Origin of the sequence: Streptomyces sp. NPDC102462 (assembly GCF_044765425.1) — a bacterium.
In the GTDB taxonomy this organism is placed as follows: Bacteria; Actinomycetota; Actinomycetes; order Streptomycetales; family Streptomycetaceae; genus Streptomyces.
The window spans coordinates 82,072-99,300 of sequence record NZ_JBIWKB010000032.1; the positions used below are offsets into that span (position 1 = coordinate 82,072).

Annotated in this window: 15 protein-coding genes; 10 read left to right on the forward strand and 5 right to left on the reverse strand. The window is 73.2% G+C overall.

Annotated features, from left to right (window positions below; all coding sequences use genetic code 11):
• The first annotated feature begins 76 nt into the window (after positions 1-76).
• Together ACIRFL_RS25935 and ACIRFL_RS25940 are read left to right on the forward strand one after the other, a co-directional pair.
• Positions 77-1,117, forward strand: a complete 1,041-nt coding sequence (locus tag ACIRFL_RS25935) for an oxidoreductase (RefSeq protein ID WP_404032810.1) — start codon at positions 77-79, stop codon at positions 1,115-1,117.
• 41 nt (positions 1,118-1,158) lie between these two features.
• Positions 1,159-2,799, forward strand: coding sequence for an ABC-F family ATP-binding cassette domain-containing protein (locus tag ACIRFL_RS25940; RefSeq protein ID WP_404032813.1), 1,641 nt, complete (start codon positions 1,159-1,161; stop codon positions 2,797-2,799).
• Between the two features lie 146 nt (positions 2,800-2,945).
• Here the strand turns inward: ACIRFL_RS25940 and ACIRFL_RS25945 are convergent, their stop codons facing one another.
• Complete coding sequence (locus tag ACIRFL_RS25945) at positions 2,946-5,348, reverse strand: Tex family protein (RefSeq protein WP_404032816.1); 2,403 nt, start codon at positions 5,346-5,348, stop codon at positions 2,946-2,948.
• A gap of 169 nt (positions 5,349-5,517) precedes the next feature.
• Here ACIRFL_RS25945 and ACIRFL_RS25950 point away from each other — a divergent pair, with 169 nt between their 5' ends.
• Together ACIRFL_RS25950 and ACIRFL_RS25955 are read left to right on the forward strand one after the other, a co-directional pair.
• Positions 5,518-6,477: a GlxA family transcriptional regulator gene (locus ACIRFL_RS25950; RefSeq protein WP_404032818.1), complete on the forward strand. Its 960-nt coding sequence runs from the start codon at positions 5,518-5,520 to the stop codon at positions 6,475-6,477.
• 102 nt (positions 6,478-6,579) lie between these two features.
• A complete protein-coding gene (locus ACIRFL_RS25955; RefSeq protein WP_404032821.1) occupies positions 6,580-7,230 on the forward strand; it encodes a DJ-1/PfpI family protein in 651 nt (216 codons plus the stop codon).
• Here the strand turns inward: ACIRFL_RS25955 and ACIRFL_RS25960 are convergent.
• Positions 7,202-7,957, reverse strand: coding sequence for an enoyl-CoA hydratase/isomerase family protein (locus ACIRFL_RS25960; RefSeq protein WP_404032824.1), 756 nt, complete (start codon positions 7,955-7,957; stop codon positions 7,202-7,204). The genes ACIRFL_RS25955 and ACIRFL_RS25960 overlap by 29 nt on opposite strands.
• A 223-nt stretch (positions 7,958-8,180) precedes the next feature.
• Between ACIRFL_RS25960 and ACIRFL_RS25965 the strand changes: the two genes are divergently transcribed.
• The gene (locus tag ACIRFL_RS25965; RefSeq protein WP_388720664.1) at positions 8,181-8,675 is read left to right on the forward strand and encodes an ATP-binding protein; all 495 of its coding nucleotides are present in this window, start codon (positions 8,181-8,183) and stop codon (positions 8,673-8,675) included.
• Positions 8,676-8,681: 6 nt separating this feature from the next.
• Here the strand turns inward: ACIRFL_RS25965 and idi are convergent, their stop codons facing one another.
• The 3 genes from idi to galE all read right to left on the reverse strand — a co-directional run bounded on the left by idi (position 8,682) and on the right by galE (position 11,580).
• Entirely contained in the window at positions 8,682-9,275 is a 594-nt protein-coding gene (gene idi / locus ACIRFL_RS25970) for an isopentenyl-diphosphate Delta-isomerase (protein ID WP_404032826.1), read from the reverse strand.
• A 263-nt stretch (positions 9,276-9,538) separates the two neighbouring features.
• The gene (locus ACIRFL_RS25975; protein ID WP_404032829.1) at positions 9,539-10,471 is read right to left on the reverse strand and encodes a cation diffusion facilitator family transporter; all 933 of its coding nucleotides are present in this window, start codon (positions 10,469-10,471) and stop codon (positions 9,539-9,541) included.
• A gap of 134 nt (positions 10,472-10,605) precedes the next feature.
• Positions 10,606-11,580, reverse strand: coding sequence for a UDP-glucose 4-epimerase GalE (gene galE, locus ACIRFL_RS25980; protein WP_404032832.1), 975 nt, complete (start codon positions 11,578-11,580; stop codon positions 10,606-10,608).
• A 312-nt stretch (positions 11,581-11,892) separates the two neighbouring features.
• Here galE and ACIRFL_RS25985 point away from each other — a divergent pair, with 312 nt between their 5' ends.
• From ACIRFL_RS25985 to ACIRFL_RS26005, 5 genes are read left to right on the forward strand one after another with little or no spacing between them, the layout of a single operon-like run.
• Positions 11,893-13,722 carry a DUF5941 domain-containing protein gene (locus ACIRFL_RS25985; protein WP_404032834.1) on the forward strand — a complete coding sequence of 610 codons (1,830 nt, stop codon included), beginning with the start codon at positions 11,893-11,895 and terminating at the stop codon, positions 13,720-13,722.
• Entirely contained in the window at positions 13,719-14,480 is a 762-nt protein-coding gene (locus ACIRFL_RS25990; protein WP_404032837.1) for a sugar phosphate nucleotidyltransferase, read from the forward strand. Before ACIRFL_RS25985 ends, ACIRFL_RS25990 begins: the two co-directional genes overlap by 4 nt.
• Positions 14,468-15,529, forward strand: coding sequence for an iron-containing alcohol dehydrogenase family protein (locus ACIRFL_RS25995; protein ID WP_404032840.1), 1,062 nt, complete (start codon positions 14,468-14,470; stop codon positions 15,527-15,529). Before ACIRFL_RS25990 ends, ACIRFL_RS25995 begins: the two co-directional genes overlap by 13 nt.
• Entirely contained in the window at positions 15,507-16,286 is a 780-nt protein-coding gene (locus ACIRFL_RS26000; protein WP_404032842.1) for a CDP-alcohol phosphatidyltransferase family protein, read from the forward strand. Before ACIRFL_RS25995 ends, ACIRFL_RS26000 begins: the two co-directional genes overlap by 23 nt.
• Before the next feature lie 50 nt (positions 16,287-16,336).
• A complete protein-coding gene (locus ACIRFL_RS26005; RefSeq protein ID WP_404032883.1) occupies positions 16,337-17,182 on the forward strand; it encodes a glycosyltransferase family 2 protein in 846 nt (281 codons plus the stop codon).
• The last annotated feature ends 47 nt before the right edge of the window (positions 17,183-17,229 follow it).

The following is a 17,229-nucleotide window of genomic DNA, read 5'->3' on the forward strand; positions in this document are numbered from 1 at the left end:
CGCCCCGGCGTGGCGCAGCCGAGCGGAACATGTCATGCCGTGCGCACATCCGTCCCGCTCTGGGGATACTCACACCATGTCTGGCGCATACGCGACCTTCGCCCTGGCACCGGCGACGCGGGCGGGCGCGGTCCTGGCCGACGGCGGCTACCAGGTCCACCGGGACTTCGTGGACTTCGTCGTGGACGGTCGCCCGCTGCTGTTCCGGCTCTCCGACCTGGACGCCGTCTCGCCGCTGGCCTCCGACATGCCACCCGCGATCTTCACCGCACAGGTGCGCGGCCTGCTGCTGGAGACCGGACCGCCGCTGCCCGGCGGCCGGTACGTGGTCTACGGCTGCCCCGAGTGCGCGGACCTGGCCTGCGGAGCGGTCACCGCAGTCATCGAGCGCGACGGCGACGACTACGTCTGGCGCGACTTCGCCTGGCAGACCGACGAGCACGCCGACCTCGAATTCAACGGCTACCACGGCATAGGCCCGTTCCGCTTCCACGGCCCCGGCTACCGCGCCGCCCTCACCGCGCTCCTGGACGACACCGCGCCCCCGGCCGCGCCCCGCCGGCGCGTCCTGCTGATCGGCGCCCGCGTCGCCGTCCTCGCCAAGCTGGCCGCCGCCCTGCGCGCCATCGGCATCGGCGCCGACATCACCCGTGACGCCACCGGCGTACCGGCCGAGGAACTGCGCGGCTACGGCGCCGTCGCCTTCGGCCGCGCGGTCGGCGAACCCGAACGGGCCGCCGTGCGCGGTGCGTTCGAGCGGGCCGGGGTCGACGTGGCCTACGTCGACGGCCTCGCCCCGATCGTCCCCCTGCTCGTCGCGCAGATCGAGCAAGCCCTGGACCGCGGCCCGCGCCGGCGGCACCGCCTCACCGCGCTGGCCGCCGCCGACGGCGAGGCGGGCATCGAGGTCACCTCGCCGTGCCGGGTCAGCCTCACCGCGTACCGGCTCGACCGGCTCTACCGCAGCCACGCCCGGGAGGTGTTCGACGGCGTCCTGGAGCCCGGCCGGCACCGCATCCCGCTGGACGCCCGAGCGGTGAAGGGCGAGTCCTTCGTCGTGGCCCGCACCGCCGGAGGAGTGCTGGTGGCGGCGGTGACCCACGGCAAACCCGGCTGAGCGGCACACCGCGGGACGACAGGGCCTAGGATCGCGCTCTGATGACTGCCACCCTCGTCGCCAAGAACCTCGCCGCCGGGCACGGCGACCGCTCGCTCTTCACCGGCCTCGACCTCGTCGTCGCGCCCGCCGATGTGATCGGGCTGGTCGGCGCCAACGGCGCCGGGAAGTCCACGCTGCTGCGGCTGCTCGCCGGGCTCACCCGGCCCGAACAGGGCGAACTGCGGCTGTCCCCGCCGACCGCGACCGTCGGCCATCTGCCGCAGGAGCCCGAGCGCAGGCCCGGCGAGACCCTGGGCGAGTTCCTTGCCCGCCGCACCGGCGTCGCCCGGGCGCAGCGGCTGATGGACGAGGCCACCCAGGCGCTCGTGGACGGGGCGCCCGGCGCCGACGACGCCTACGCCACCGCCCTGGAGCGCTGGCTCGGCCTCGGCGGCGCGGACCTGGAGGAGCGGGCCGAGGAGGTCACCGACTCACTCGGCCTGACCGTCGGCCCCGACGCTGCGATGACCTCGCTGTCCGGCGGCCAGGCGGCCCGCGCCGGCCTCGCCTCGCTGCTGCTGTCCCGCTACGACGTCTTCCTGCTCGACGAGCCCACCAACGACCTCGACCTCGACGGCCTGGAACGCCTCGAACGCTTCGTGACCGGACTGCGCGCGGGCACGGTCGTGGTCAGCCACGACCGCGAATTCCTCACCCGCACCGTCACCAAGGTCCTCGAACTCGATCTCGCCCAACGGCAGATCAACCTCTACGGCGGCGGCTACGAGGGCTATCTGGACGAGCGGGAGGTGGCCCGGCGGCACGCCCGCGAGGACTACGAGGAGTACGCCGACAAGAAGGCGGCACTCCAGGAGCGGGCCCAGACCCAGCGTGCCTGGATGGACAAGGGCGTGCGCAACGCGCGCCGCAAGGCGGGCAACGACAACGACAAGATCGGCCGTAAGTTCCGCAGCGAGGCCAGCGAGAAGCAGGCCGCCAAGGCACGCCAGACCCAGCGCATGATCGAACGGCTGGAAACCGTCGAGGAGCCGCGCAAGGAGTGGGAGCTGCGCATGGAGATCGCCGCCGCGCCCCGCTCCGGCGCCGTGGTCGCCACGCTCAGGGACGCGGAGGTGCGCCGCGGGGACTTCGTCCTCGGCCCGGTGACGCTCCAGATCGACTGGGCGGACCGGATCGCGGTGACCGGAGCGAACGGCGCGGGCAAGTCCACCCTGCTCGGCGCGCTGCTCGGCCGGGTGCCGCCGACCGCGGGGCACGCCGCGCTGGGCTCGGGCGTCCTGGTCGGCGAGGTGGACCAGGCCCGTGCGCTGTTCCACGGCCCGGAGTCACTTCTGGACGCCTTCCGCACGGCCGTCCCGGACACCGACCCGGCCGACGTACGCACCCTGCTGGCCAAGTTCGGTCTGAAGGCGGAGCATGTGCTGCGCCCCGCCGCGACGCTCTCCCCGGGCGAACGCACCCGGGCGGCCCTGGCGCTGCTCCAGGGCCGCGGCGTCAACCTCCTGGTCCTCGACGAGCCGACCAACCATCTCGACCTGCCCGCCATCGAACAGCTCGAATCGGCCCTCGACGCCTACCGCGGCACGCTGTTGCTGGTCACCCACGACCGCCGGATGCTGGACGCCGTCCACGTCACCCGCCGCCTGGAGGTGACGGCCGGCAAGGTCACGGAACGCTGACCGACCGACAGCGAGCCGCCGGGCCGACCCGGGCCCACACCTGCCGGGTGAGGACACGGGAAGCCGGCATCACCCCAGGGGCCCGTGCCGGGCCCGGCTCCTGTCCGCGCGGTGCGAGGAGCGGGCCCGGACGGTTCGCCGGCGGGTCAGCGGCGGTCGTTCTTCGCGGAGTCGAGCAGGCCGGCCCGCCGCAGCGCGTCCGCCATCGCGCTGTTGGCCGGCGGCGGCGCCTGGCGTCCACCCCGGTCACCGCCACGGCCCTGGCCCTGCCGCTGGCCCTGCCGCTGGCGCTGGCCCTGCCGCTGCTGCGGCGGACGGCCGCCGCCGCGCTGCTGCTGCCCCTGCGGCGCGGCCTCGTCGTCCAGCCGCAGCGTCAGCGAGATCCGCTTGCGCGGGATGTCCACGTCGAGGACCTTCACCTTCACGATGTCCCCGGGCTTCACGACGTCCCGCGGGTCCTTCACGAACGTCCGGGACATCGCGGAGACGTGCACCAGACCGTCCTGGTGGACACCGACGTCCACGAACGCCCCGAACGCCGCCACGTTCGTGACCACGCCCTCCAGGATCATCCCTGAGGCGAGGTCGGAGATCTTCTCCACGCCTTCCTTGAAGGTGGCCGTCTTGAACGCCGGCCGCGGGTCGCGCCCAGGCTTCTCCAGTTCCTTCAGGATGTCGGTCACGGTCGGCAGTCCGAACGTGTCGTCGACGAACTCCGTCGGCTTCAGCGAGCGCAGCAGCGCCGTGTTGCCGACCAGGGCGGCCACTTCCTGACCGCTGGTCTTCACCATGCGCCGCACCACCGGGTACGCCTCCGGGTGCACGCTGGAGGCGTCCAGCGGGTCGCTGCCGCCGCGGATGCGCAGGAAGCCCGCGCACTGCTCGTACGCCTTCGGGCCCAGCCGGGCCACGTTCTTCAGCTCGGCGCGCGAGCTGAACGGACCGTTCGCGTCACGGTGCGCCACGATGTTCTCGGCGAGGCCCGAGGAGATCCCGGACACGCGCGCGAGCAGCGGCACCGACGCCGTGTTGACGTCCACGCCCACGCCGTTCACACAGTCCTCGACCACCGCGTCCAGCGAACGGGACAGCTTCACCTCGGACAGGTCGTGCTGGTACTGGCCCACCCCGATCGACTTCGGGTCGATCTTGACCAGTTCGGCCAGCGGGTCCTGCAGACGGCGGGCGATCGACACCGCGCCGCGCAGCGACACGTCCATCTCCGGCAGCTCCTGCGAGGCGAAGGCGGAGGCCGAGTACACGGAGGCGCCGGCCTCCGACACCATCACCTTGGTGAGCTTCAACTCCGGGTGCCTGGAGATGAGATCGCCGGCGAGCCTGTCGGTCTCGCGGGACGCCGTGCCGTTGCCGATCGCGATCAGCTCGACCGTGTGCTGCTTCGCCAGCCGGGCCAGCGTGGCGATCGCCTCGTCCCACCGGTTGGCCGGGACATGCGGGTGGATGACGTCCGTCGCCGCCACCTTGCCGGTCGCGTCGACCACGGCCACCTTCACACCCGTACGGAAGCCGGGGTCGAGACCGAGCGTCGCGCGGGTGCCGGCCGGCGCGGCGAGCAGCAGGTCCCGCAGATTGGCGGCGAACACGTCGACCGCCTCGTCCTCGGCGGCCGTGCGCAGCCGCAGGCGCAGGTCGATGCCGAGGTGGACGAGGATGCGGGTGCGCCAGGCCCAGCGCACCGTGTCCAGCAGCCACTTGTCGCCCGGCCGGCCGCGGTCGGCGATGTCGAAGCGGTGCGCCACCATCTGCTCGTACGACGACGGGGTCCCCGGGGTCTCGGCCGGCTCCTCCGGCTCCAGGACGAGGTCCAGGACCTCCTCCTTCTCCCCGCGCAGCATCGCGAGCACGCGGTGCGAGGGCAGTTCGGTGAACGGCTCGGCGAAGTCGAAGTAGTCGGCGAACTTGGCGCCCGCCTCCTCCTTGCCCTCGCGCACCTTGGCGGCCAGCCGCCCGCGCACCCACATGCGCTCGCGCAGCTCGCCGATCAGGTCGGCGTCCTCCGAGAACCGCTCGGTGAGGATCGCCCGCGCGCCCTCCAGGGCGGCCTGCGGATCGGCGACGCCCTTGTCGGCGTCCACGAAGGCGGCGGCAGCGGCGAGCGGTTCGATGCCGGGATCGCCCAGCAGGCCCTCGGCCAGCGGCTGAAGACCCGCCTCGCGCGCGATCTGCGCCTTGGTCCGCCGCTTCGGCTTGTACGGCAGGTAGACGTCCTCCAGGCGCGCCTTGGTCTGCGCACCGCGGATCTGCGCCTCCAGCTCGTCGGTGAGCTTGCCCTGCTCGCGCACCGACTCCAGGATCGCCGTCCGCCGCTCCTCCAGCTCCCGCAGATAGCGCAGCCGCTCCTCGACGGTGCGCAGCTGCGCGTCGTCGAGCATCTCGGTCGCTTCCTTGCGGTAGCGGGCGATGAAGGGCACCGTCGAGCCGCCGTCCAGCAGCTCCACCGCGGCCTTCACCTGCCGCTCCCGCACGCCGAGCTCCTCGGCGATCCTGCCTTCGATGGACCCTACTGCGAGGGTCCCGGGTGTCGTCACGATCCCGTACCGCCTTCTCCACTGGGGTTGCGCGGCAATTGTGGCAGGTGGCACCGACAACAGGGGCTCAGGGCGCTTGCGCCGCGCGGTCGCGTCCACCGGTCCGATGGCAGAAAAGGTGGGGAAGTCGTCATTGCGGCCATCCCCGGGTCCGCGAAGAATCGAGGGCATGGCGCAGCGAACCGTCCTCGTCGTCCTCTTCGACGGCGTGCAGAGCCTGGACGTCAGCGGCCCGGTGGAGGTCTTCACCGGGGCCGAGTCGTGCTCTGCGGGGACGTACCGGATCCGCACCGCGTCCCTGGACGGGGCAGCGGTGCGCACCTCGAGCGGGCTCACCCTGGTGCCGGACCACTCCCTCGGCGAGGTACCCGATCCGCACACGCTGCTCGTCCCCGGCGGGGCCGGCACCCGCCCCTCCGATCCCCGGCTCATCGCATGGCTGGCCGCCCGCGGCCCGCGAGCCGAGCGTCTGGTGTCCGTGTGCACGGGCGCGATCCTGCTCGCCGAGGCGGGACTGCTGGACGGCCGCCGGGTCACCACCCACTGGGCGTACTGCGAGCGGCTGGCCCGCGACCACCCGGCCGTGCGGGTCGAACCGGACCCCGTCTACGTGCGCGACGGGCCGGTCGCCACCTCGGCCGGGGTCACCGCGGGCATCGACCTCGCCCTCGCCCTCGTCGAGGAGGATCTGGGCCGGGACGTGGCGCTCACGGTCGCCCGCCATCTGGTGGTGTTTCTGCGCAGGCCCGGCAACCAGGCCCAGTTCAGCGCCCAGTTGGCGGCCCAGACCGCCCGGCGCGAGCCCCTGCGGGAGGTGCAGCGGTGGATCACCGAGCACCCGGCGGACGATCTGGGCGTCGAGGCGCTGGCCGCCCGGGCCGCGCTCTCCCCGCGTCACTTCGCCCGCGCCTTCCACACCGAGACCGGCATGACGCCCGGCCGCTACGTCGACCGGGTGCGCCTGGAACACGCCCGCCGGCTGCTGGAGGACACCGGCGACGGCATCGAGGAGATATCCCGCGCGAGCGGCTACGGCACACCCGAGGCCATGCGCCGCGCCTTCACCAGAGCGCTGGGCGCACCCCCGGCCGAATACCGCCGCCGCTTCCGGCCCACCCCACCCCCCTGACCCACCGCCCCGCCCCGACGGCTCACCGGACCCGATCCAGCCCAGTGACGCGGCCGGCCGGCGACGCGCCCCTGTGGCGTGTCCGGAAAGGAAGGAACACCCGTGCAGATCGCCATCGTCCTCTTCGACCGCTTCACCGCCCTGGACGCCGTCGGACCGTACGAGACCCTGGGGCGCCTTCCCGGTGCCGAGACCGTCTTCGTCGCCGAACGCACCGGGCCCGTCCGCGACGCGTCCGGGAACCTCGCGCTCACCGCCGACCGGACGCTCGCCGACGTGCCGGACCCCGGCATCCTGGTCGTGCCCGGCGGCCCCGGCCAGAGTTCCCAGATGGACGGCGGGGCCCTTGTGGACTGGCTGCGGGCCGCCGACGCCACCAGCACCTGGACGACGTCGGTGTGCACCGGCTCGCTGCTGCTGGCCGCCGCGGGCCTGCTCGACGGCCGCCACGCCACCTCCCACTGGCTGGCGCTCGATGCCCTCAAGGGGTTCGGCGCGCGGCCGACGGGGGAGCGGGTCGTCTTCGACGGCAAGTACGTCACCGCGGCCGGTGTTTCCTCCGGCATCGACATGGGACTCGCCCTGCTGGGCCGGATCGCCGGCGACGAACATGCGCAGGCGGTGCAGCTGATGATCGAGTACGACCCGCAGCCGCCCTACGACGCGGGCTCCCCGGCGAAGGCGCCCACGCACCTCGTCGAGAGGTTCCGCGCCGACAGCAGGTTCAGCGTGGCACCAGAACGCTCCAGGTGAACCGCGGCGCCCGGCGCTCCAGGAACGCGGCGACCCCCTCCGCGGTGTCGCCGCTGCCGCGTGCCTGCCCGGCCCAGTGACCGTCCCGGTCGGTGCGCCCGTCGGCGAACTCCTTGGCCGCGGCCTGCGTCAGCTGCGAGCGGGCCGTCAGGATCCGGCCGAACTCCGCGACCCGCTTGTCCAGTTCGCCCTCGGGCAGCACCTCGTCCACGAGACCGGTGCGCAGCGCCCGCTCCGTGTCGATCAACTCGCCCGAGAACAGCAGGTACTTGGCGGTGGCCGGACCCACCAGCGACACCAGCCGCCGGGTGGCGGACGCCGGATAGACGATGCCGAGCTTGGCCGGGGTCACTCCGAACAGCGCGCCGGCCTCGGCGAACCGCAGATCGCAGGCGGCCGCGAGCTGCGCCCCGCCGCCCACGCAGTGGCCCCGGACGGCCGCCAGCGTCGGCTTCGGGAACGCGGCCAGCGCCTCCTCGGCGGCCACGGCGAGCCGCTGCGCCTCGTCGGGCGCCTCCCGCAGGGTGGAGATGTCGGCGCCGGCGCAGAAGGTCCCGCCCTCGCCGGTGAGCACCAGCGCCCGTACGCCGGGATCGGTGGCCAGCGCGTCGAGCAGCGGGGGCAGCGACCGCCACATCGCGCCCGTCATGGCGTTGCGTTTGGCCGGGTGGTGGACGACGACGGTGGCGACCGAGTCGATGACCGAGTGCAACAGCTGGGGCTCCATGCGCCGGATGCTATCGCGCGCGGTCCGACGAGCCGTACAACCCGAAGAGTTCGCGAAGACGGCCCGCGGGCGACAGGAGCAGTCCCGCACCCGACCGGGTCATGCGCAGGTGGTCAGAAACGCTCGATACCAGCTGACTTGTGTTCAGTTCCGTGGACGGCGGCGGCGCATTGCCAACACTCGACGTGTGGTGACAATCGAGCGCAAGGGCGGCGACCGGACCATGGACGACGACGGGCGCGGGTACGGCCCGCGCCCCGAGGAAGGCGACCGGCGACCGCCGGATCCACTGCCGTACGAAGGAGTGTGGCGGTTCACCGCCCCCGCCGTCGACGCCTCGGTGCCGCAGGCACGACGCGCCGTGCGGGACCTGCTCGCCCGCCAGGGCGTGCCGGTCTGTGAGGACCTGGTCCACGGCCTGCTGCTGATCGTGTCCGAACTGGTCACCAACGCGGTCAAGCATGCGGCGCTGCTGTCGCCGATACTCGCCGTGGAGGTCGCCGTCGGCGCCGAGTGGGTGCGCGTGTCCGTGGAGGACAACCATCCCTATCGGCCGAGCGCCCTGGAGGCCGACCACGGCAGGACCGGCGGACGGGGGCTGCTCCTGGTGCGCGAGGTGGCCCGGGAGGCGGGCGGCACGGTCGACGTGGCGCACACGGCGAGCGGCGGCAAGGTGATCTGGGCCGCCCTGCCGCTCAAGCCCGTATGGACCGTATAAGGCCGCTCACCAGCCGGCGTCCGGCCCCGTCAGCTCCCTGATCGCGGGCCGGGCCGCGTCCAGCACGGTCATGAACCAGGCGGAGAAGGGATCGCGCGCGTGCCGCTCGGCCAGCTCGGCCGGGGTCACGAAGGCCGTTGCCGCGACCTCTTCGGGGTCCGGCACCACGTCGGCCTGCACCAGGCCGACGAACAGGTGGTTGTACTCCTGCTCGACCAGCCCCGAGGCGGGATCCGGGTGGTTGTAGCGGACCGTGCCCGCCTCACCGAGCAGCGAGGGGGACGCCCCCAGCTCCTCGTACGTCCGCCGGGACGCCGCCGCGAACGGCGCCTCGCCCGGGTAGGGGTGACCGCAGCAGGTGTTGGACCACACACCGGGGGAGTGGTATTTGCCGAGCGCCCGCTGCTGGAGCAGCAGCCGGCCGCGCTCGTCGAACAGGAACACCGAGAACGCGCGGTGCAACCGCCCCGGCGGCTGATGGGCGGCGAGCTTTTCCGCGGTGCCGATCGTCACACCCTTCTCGTCGACCAGTTCCAGCAAAATCGCCTCTGCGGTGCCGTTCGACGCGCTGTGCGTCGCGCTGGCAGGTGTGATCGGCATACCCATCCTTCGCCTCGGTCTTCGCGCCCCAAGTCTGCCGTACTGATCCGGCACTCCCGGAACTCCCCGGCGCGTCCGCATGTCCCGCGCCCGGCGCGGGCCGCGACCGCCCCGGGCCGGCCGCCGGGAAGGGGACCCGGTAGAAGATCGTGCCCGAGCCGTCCGGCGCAGAACCGCCCGGGGGCCTCGCACACCCGGGCGAAGGGGCCCGCCGGGCCGCCCCGCCCGGAGTCCGGCGCTAGGTCTGGCCTAAGGGGTGTGCCTCAGTGGCACAGCCGGGCCTCGTGCTCCGCGTGTCCGCCCGGCTCCAGCTGGAACGTGCAGTGCGCCAGGTCGAAGTGGTGCCCGAGGCAGCCCTGCAACTCGTGCAGCATCTTCTCGTGCCCGATGGCGCTGAGCACGTCCGAGCGCACGACCACGTGCGCGGACAGCACCGGCAGGCCGGAGGTGATCGTCCAGGCGTGCAGGTCGTGGACGTCCTCCACGCCGTCGAGCGCCAGGATGTGCGCCCGCACCCGCGCCATGTCGACGTCCTTCGGGGCCGCCTCCAGCAGCACGTCCAGGGTCTCGCGCAGCAGCTTCACGGTGCGCGGGACGATCATCAGGCCGATGACCAGCGAGGCGATCGGATCGGCCGGCTGCCAGCCGGTGACCAGGATCAGCCCCGCCGAGACGAGCACCGCGAGCGAGCCCAGGGCGTCCGCGGCCACCTCCAGGAACGCGCCGCGCACGTTCAGGCTCTCCTGCCGGCCCCGCAACAGCAGCGTGAGCGAGATCATGTTCGCGACCAGACCGACCGCGCCGAACACGATCATCAGTCCGCCCTCGGTCTCGGCGGGCGCGAAGAACCGCTGGACCGCCTCGTACAGCACATAGCCGCCGACGCCGAGCAGCAGCAGACAGTTGGCGAGGGCGGCCAGGATCTCGGCGCGCGCATAGCCGAAGGTGCGGTGCGCGCTCGCGGGGCGGCCCGCGAAGTGGATGGCGATCAGCGCCATGCCGAGCCCCAGCGCGTCCGTCGCCATGTGCGCCGCGTCCGCGATCAACGCGAGCGAATCCGCGAGCACACCACCGACGATCTCGACCACCATGACGGCGAGCGTGATCGACAGGGCGATGCGCAGCCGCCCCCGGTACGCCGCTGCCGCCGTGCCGGTCGGCGCGTGCCCGTGCCCGTGATCGTGCCCAGCCCCCATGGAGACCGCCCTTCCGTGTTCCGCCCGGGAGCACAGTGAACTACGGGTGGGGGGTATCCGGCAACGCGGCATCGAACACCGTTGTCATATGCTCTGACCTGGGCAAACCAAGCCCAGGTCAGGGCGGCTGCCGGTCAGCGTGCCAGGCGTGCGCGCCAGCCCCGCCAGGCCGACTCCACCATCTCGGGCACCCCGAGCCGCGCCCGCCAGCCCAGCGTCTTCGCGGCCAGCTCCGCCGAGGCGACCGCGCGCGGCGCGTCCCCGGGGCGCCGGCCTTCCACCACGGGCGTGCGCCGGTCGCCGGTCACCTCGCCGATGACCGCGATCAGTTCGCGGACGGAAACGCCCTCCCCGCGGCCGATGTTCACGGTCAGGTCGTCGCCGGCCGGGCTCCGCCCGGTGAGCCCGCGCGCCGCCGCCAGGTGCGCCTCGGCCAGGTCGGCGACATGGATGTAGTCGCGGACGCATGTGCCGTCCGGTGTCGGGTAGTCGGCGCCGAAGATCCGCGGGGCCTCGCCCCGGGTGAGCCGGTCGAACACCATGGGCACGATGTTGGACACGCCCGTGTCGGCCAGTTCGGGCGCGCCCGCGCCCGCCACGTTGAAGTAGCGCAGGCACACCGTGGCGATGCCGTGCGCCCGCCCCGCCGCCCGCACCAGCCACTCCCCGGCGAGCTTGGTCTCGCCGTACGGGTTCACCGGCGCGCACGGAGTGTCCTCGGTGATCAGCTCCACGTCCGGGTTGCCGTACACGGCCGCCGACGAGGAGAAGACGAACCGCTCGACCCCGGCGCCAGCGACCGCCTCCAGGAGCGTGCCGAGGCCGCCCACGTTCTCCCGGTAGTAGCGGGTCGGCTGCGCCACGGACTCCGCGACCTGCTTGCGCGCCGCCAGATGCACCACCCCGGTCACCGCGTGCTCGGTGAGGACCCGCGCGACCAGCGCGCCGTCCAGCGTGGACCCCTCGACCAGCGGAATGCCCGCGGGCAGCCGCTCGGGCACCCCGGCCGACAGATCGTCCAGGGCCACCACGCGCTCCCCGGCATCCGCCATGGCCCGCGCCACATGCGCCCCGATGTATCCGGCCCCGCCGGTGATCAGCCACGTCATGGTCGCCCAGCCTATGCCGTCCCCCGCCGCCCGTCCGCTATGCCCTCGATGCTCTGTTTCTTGGGGTTTCCCGGGTGTCCCCCGTGGGCGGGCCCCCGGGGCGCGGTTTGTGGGCCGGGCCCCCGATCACTGATGATGATCTCGGCACAGGGCGAGCAGACCGCGTCGACCGGCCCGTGAACGGCCGGTGAACAAGGTCTTCCGGCTATCCGATAACCTCTGCCGACAATGCCGCCCGGGCGCCCGGACGAGCGGCGCCCCACCCAGCAGACGACCGGCGCGCACGCGCCGGCACCCAGGGAGTGAGTTCGGTTGTCGACCGCCATCGTCACCGGTCAGCCGGTGCCCGGATCGTCACTGGAGAACGATCTGCGGTCCCTCGGCTTCGAGGTGCGGTCGGCCGCCGACGCCGCCGATGCCGCGACGCTCCTCGCGGCCGTGCCCGCCGACCGCCGGGTGGCCCTGGTCGACGCCCGCTTCGTCGGCCACCCGCACGCGCTGCGCCTCGGCCTCACCGACCCCCGCTTCCCGCTCGCCGCCGTCACCGGCGCCGTCACCGCACGGCCCGCCGGCCGCGAGGCCCTGACCCGCGCCCTGGCCCGGCAGACCACGACGGGCGGCGGCACCGCGGTGGCCGTCGACAGCCTCGCCGACCGCCTCGTCACCGCCCTCGACGCCGAGGGCGCCGAGGTGCACCGTCCCGACCTCGGCAGCCTGGTCGCCGCCGTCCCCGCCGACCCGCAGACGCGCAACGAGGCGCGGCAGGCCGTCGCCGCCGTCGACGACGAGGCCGTCCGGCTGAAGTCGGCGGTCAAGGCCCGCGACGGCTTCTTCACCACGTTCTTCGTCAGCCCGTACTCGCGCTACCTCGCCCGCTGGTGCGCCCGCCGCGGCCTGACCCCCAACCAGGTCACCACCGCCTCACTGCTCACCGCGCTGATCGCGGCGGGCTGCGCGGCCACCGGCACCCGCGGCGGCTTCGTCGCCGCCGGCCTGCTGCTCATCCTCTCCTTCGTGCTGGACTGTACCGACGGCCAGCTCGCCCGCTACTCGCTGCAGTACTCCACACTCGGCGCCTGGCTGGACGCCACCTTCGACCGGGCCAAGGAGTACGCCTACTACGCCGGTCTCGCCCTCGGCGCGGCCCGCGGCGGCGACGACGTGTGGGCGCTCGCCCTCGGCGCGATGATCCTGCAGACCTGCCGGCACGTCGTGGACTTCTCCTTCAACGAGGCGAACGCCCATGCGGCCACCGCCAACGCCAGTCCCACCGCCGCGCTGTCCGACCGGCTCGACAGCGTCGGCTGGACGGTGTGGCTGCGCCGGATGATAGTGCTGCCCATCGGCGAACGATGGGCCATGATCGCCGTCCTCACGGCCGTCACCACCCCCCGCATCACCTTCTACGTGCTGCTCGTCGGCTGCGCCTTCGCCGCCGCCTACACCACCGCGGGCCGCGTGCTGCGCTCGGTGGCCCGCCGGACGTCGGGCGCCGGGCACGCAGCGGGTACGGACCGGGGCGCGCGGGCGCTCGCGGACCTCGCCGACTCGGGCCCGCTCGCCCGGGTGCTCGCCCGCACCGCCGGGCGGGGGCTGCCCGGCCTCGCCGTCCCCGCCGTCGCGGCGGCCGGCGCGGCCGTCGTCGTCTGCGCCGCCGCGCTGTCCGGCTTCGGCGGGCCGCTGCCCGTGGCCGCCGCCGTCGTCTACGTGGTGGCCTCGGCCCTCGCCGTCGCCCGCCCGCTCGCCGGCGCCCTCGACTGGCTGGTCCCGCCCTTCTTCCGGGCCGCCGAGTACGGCACCGTGCTCGCCCTCGCGGCCCGTGCGGAGGTGAACGGAGCCCTTCCTGCGGCTTTCGGCCTGGTGGCCGCCGTCGCCTACCATCACTACGACACGGTGTACCGGATCCGGGGTGACGCCGGAGCGCCACCGGCCTGGCTGGTGCGCGCCATCGGGGGGCACGAGGGGCGGACGCTGCTCGTCACCGTCCTGGCCGCGTCGCTCACCGCCGCGCAGTTCAAGGTCGCGCTCACGGTACTCGCCGTGGCCGTCGCCCTGCTGGTGCTCGCCGAGAGCATCCGCTTCTGGGTGGCCTCCCACCTGGGGGGCGCGCCCGCCGTACATGACGAAGGAGAACCCGCATGATCGGCCTCGTGCTGGCGGCCGGCGCCGGACGGCGTCTGCGCCCCTACACCGACAGCCTGCCCAAGGCTCTGGTGCCGGTGCGTCCCGCGGGGGCATCGGGCATAGAGGACCCGGTCACGGTGCTCGACCTCACCCTCGGCAACTTCGCCGAGATCGGCCTGACCGAGGCCGCGATCATCGTCGGGTACCGCAAGGAGGCCGTGTACGAGCGCAAGGCGGCCCTGGAACGGACGTACGGTCTGCGGCTCACCCTCATCGACAACGACAAGGCCGAGGAGTGGAACAACGCCTACTCCCTGTGGTGCGGCCGTGACGCTCTCAAGGACGGGGTGATCCTCGCCAACGGCGACACCGTCCACCCGGTCTCCGTCGAGCACACTCTGCTGGCCGCCCGCGGCGACGGCAAGAAGATCATCCTCGCCGTGGACACGGTGAAGTCGCTGGCCGACGAGGAGATGAAGGTCGTCGTCGATCCCGCCAAGGGCGTCCAGCGGATCACCAAGCTGATGGACCCGGCCGAGGCCACCGGCGAGTACATCGGCGTCACCCTCATCGAGGGCGACGCCGCCCCCGAACTGGCCGACGCGCTGCGGACCGTGTGGGAGACCGACCCGCAGCAGTTCTACGAGCACGGCTACCAGGAACTCGTCGACCGCGGCTTCCGGATCGACGCGGCGCCGATCGGCGACGTCCAGTGGGTCGAGATCGACAACCACGACGATCTCGCCAGGGGACGGGAGATCGCGTGCCAGTACTGACCCGGCTCATCCCCTCGCCGGTCGTCGTGGACATCCGCCCGGGTGCCCTGGACGACCTGGCCGGCGTCCTGGCCGACGAACGCATCTCGCACTCCGGGCGGCTCGCCGTCGCCGTCAGCGGCGGCTCGGGCACCCGGCTGCGCGAGCGCGTCGCCCCCTCGCTGCCGGGCGCCTCCTGGTACGAGGTCGGCGGCGGCACCCTCGACGACGCGGTCCGGCTGGCCGGTGCCATAAAGGCCGGCCACTACGACGCCGTGGTGGGGCTCGGCGGCGGCAAGATCATCGACTGTGCCAAGTTCGCCGCGGCCCGCGTCGGCCTGCCGCTGGTCGCCGTGCCGACCAACCTCGCGCACGACGGCCTGTGCTCCCCGGTCGCCACCCTCGACAACGACGCGGGCCGCGGCTCCTACGGCGTGCCCAACCCGATCGCGGTCGTCATCGACCTGGACGTGATCCACGAGGCCCCGGTCCGTTTCGTGCGCTCGGGCATCGGCGACGCCGTCTCGAACATCAACGCGATCGCGGACTGGGAACTGGCCAACCGCGTCAACGGCGAGAAGGTCGACGGCCTGGCCGCGGCCATGGCCCGGCAGGCCGGCGAGGCGGTGCTGCGGCACCCCGGCGGCGTCGGGGACAACGGCTTCCTCCAGGTGCTGGCCGAGGCGCTGGTCCTCACCGGGATCGCGATGTCGATCTCGGGTGACTCACGGCCCGCCTCGGGCTCCTGCCACGAGATCAACCACGCCTTCGACCTGCTCTTCCCGAAGCGCGCGGCGAGTCACGGCGAGCAGTGCGGCCTCGGCGCGGCCTTCGCGATGTACCTGCGCGGCGCCCACGACGAGGCGGCGAACATGGCCGAGGTGCTGCGCAGACACGGCCTGCCCGTGCTGCCGCACGAGATCGGCTTCACGCAGGACGAGTTCGTCCGGGTCGTGGAGTTCGCCCCGGAGACCCGGCCCGGCCGCTACACGATCCTCGAACACCTCGACCTCAAACCCCATCAGATCAAGGACATTTACGCCGACTATGTCAAGGCCATCGGTAGCTGAACTGCGTACGGTCGTCCATCCCCCCGGGGTGAAGGACCGGCGCAGCGGTGAGCACTGGATGGGACGCCTCTATATGCGCGAGGTGTCCCTGCGGGTCGACCGCTTTGTGGTCACCACGCGCGTCACGCCCAACCAGCTCACGTACCTGATGACCGTCTTCGGTGTGCTCGCCGCCCCGGCACTGCTGGTGCCGGGGATCGCGGGCGCCGTGCTCGGCGTGCTCGCGGTCCAGCTGTATCTGCTGCTGGACTGCGTCGACGGCGAGGTCGCCCGCTGGAAGCAGCAGTACTCGCTCGGCGGTGTCTACCTCGACCGGGTCGGCGCCTATCTGACCGACGCCGCGGTCCTGGTCGGCCTCGGCCTGCGGGCCGCCGACCTGTGGGGGCCCGGCCGCATCGACTGGCTGTGGGCCTTCCTCGGGACCCTCGCCGCACTCGGCGCGATCCTGGTCAAGGCCGAGACCGACCTGGTGGGCGTCGCCCGCCACCAGGGCGGGCTGCCGCCGGTCAAGGAGGCCGCGGCCGAGCCGCGCTCCTCGGGCATGGCGCTGGCCCGCCGGGCCGCCGCGGCCCTGAAGTTCCACCGGCTGATCCTCGGGATCGAGGCGTCCTTGCTGATCCTGGTCCTGGCCGTCGCGGACGCGCTCAGGGGCGACCTGTTCTTCACCCGGCTCGGCACCGCCGTGCTGGCCGCCATCGCCCTGCTGCAGACCGTGCTGCACCTGGTGTCCGTCCTCGCCTCCAGCAGGCTGCGGTGAGCGCCGTCAAGGCGCCGGCCCCGCTGAAGGTCGGCGCGGTGATCATCACCATGGGCAACCGCCCCGACGAACTGCGCGCCCTGCTGGACTCGGTCGCCAAGCAGGACGGCGATCAGGTCGAGGTGGTCGTCGTCGGCAACGGCTCGCCCGTGCCGGAGGTCCCCGCGGGCGTGCGCACCATAGAACTGCCGGAGAACCTGGGCATCCCGGGCGGACGCAACGTCGGCACCGAGGCCTTCGGGCCCGGCGGCCGCGATGTCGACATATTGCTCTTCCTCGACGACGACGGGCTGCTCGCCCAGCACGACACCGCCGAGCTGTGCCGCGCGGCCTTCGCCGCGGACCCGCGGCTCGGCATCATCAGCTTCCGCATCGCCGACCCGGACACCGGCGAGACCCAGCGCCGGCACGTGCCGCGGCTGCGCGCCGCCGATCCGATGCGCTCCTCGCGGGTCACCACCTTCCTCGGCGGTGCCAACGCCGTCCGCACCCGGGTCTTCGCCGAGGTCGGCGGGCTGCCGGACGCGTTCTTCTACGCCCATGAGGAGACCGATCTGGCCTGGCGCGCCCTCGACGCCGGCTGGATGATCGACTACCGCTCCGACATGGTGCTGTACCACCCGACGACCGCCCCCTCCCGGCATGCGGTGTACCACCGCATGGTCGCCCGCAACCGGGTCTGGCTGGCCCGCCGCAACCTCCCCGCGCCGCTCGTCCCCGTCTATCTGGGCGTCTGGCTGCTGCTGACCCTGGTGCGCCGCCCCTCCCGCCCCGCCCTGCGGGCCTGGTTCGGCGGGTTCCGGGAGGGCTGGACGACCGCGTGCGGACCCCGCCGGCCCATGAAGTGGCGTACGGTGTGGCGGCTGACCCGGCTGGGCCGGCCCCCGGTGATCTGACAAGCTCGACCCAAGGGGGCGCGCGGCGCCACGACGAACTCGAAGAC